This is a genomic window from Mesorhizobium sp. M7A.F.Ca.ET.027.03.2.1 (assembly GCF_003999175.1).
Classification (GTDB): Bacteria; Pseudomonadota; Alphaproteobacteria; order Rhizobiales; family Rhizobiaceae; genus Mesorhizobium.
Genome location: NZ_RZOM01001576.1, coordinates 1 through 910, shown reverse-complemented (window position 1 = coordinate 910; position 910 = coordinate 1). Strand labels below are relative to the sequence as shown.

Sequence of the window (910 nt, the reverse complement as noted above, 5' to 3'; positions counted from 1 at the left end):
CAATGAGACTGGTCAGGCTGAGAGCGCCGGGCGGCTTGGGCAATCTCGACCTGGTCGAGGAAAATTCGCCCCAGCCAGGGCCGGGCGAGGTTCTGGTCAGGATCCGGGCCTGCGCGTTGAACATGCGCGACGACTTTGCCGTGCAAGGCAAGATGCCTCTCGCCGACGGCCGCGTTCCGCTCTCCGACGGCGCCGGCGAAGTGATTGCCCTCGGCGACGGTGTCGATGCACTCAAGCCCGGAGACAGTGTCGTCAGCGTCTTCTATCCCTGGTGGCTGGGCAGTGACATGACGCCCTGCACCCGGCGCGATATTCCGGGAGACAGTTTCGACGGCTTCGCCAGCGAGTATGTCTGCATGCCGGCGCACGCTTTCACCAAGGCACCGGCAGGCTATACGCATGTCGAGGCGGCGTCGCTCACCTGCACGGGCGTTACGGCCTGGCGCGGCCTGGTTGTGTGCGGCAAGGTGAAGCCGGGCGACGCGGTGCTGGTCCTCGGTTCGGGCAGCGTATCGCTGTTCGCGCTACAATTCGCCAAAGCCGCCGGCGCCCGGGTCATCGCCACCTCATCCGACGAGCAGAAGCTGGAAAGGCTCACGCGCCTCGGAGCCGACGCCGTCATCAACTACAAGTCCGTCCCGGACTGGGGTCGCAAGGCCAGGGATCTGACGGGCGGACGCGGTGTCGATCACGTGATCGAGGTCGGCGGACCCGCCACGCTGGCGCAGTCCATTGCGGCCTGCAGAACGGGCGGTCACATCGCCCTGGTCGGCGTCCTGACCGGTTTTGCGGCGGAAGTGTCTATCCCTGCCCTGTTTTCCAACCAGATCCGCATCAGCGGCATTTCCATCGGCAGCCGGGCCGACCAGGAGGATATGATCCGGGCGATAGAGACTATCAGGCTGAAGCC

General features: G+C 65.6%; 1 protein-coding gene. It reads left to right on the top strand.

What is annotated here, in order from left to right:
• Positions 1–35: 35 nt before the first annotated feature.
• On the top strand, positions 36–910 hold an 875-nt coding region (locus EN750_RS36535), incomplete at its 3' end, for an NAD(P)-dependent alcohol dehydrogenase (RefSeq protein ID WP_245482927.1).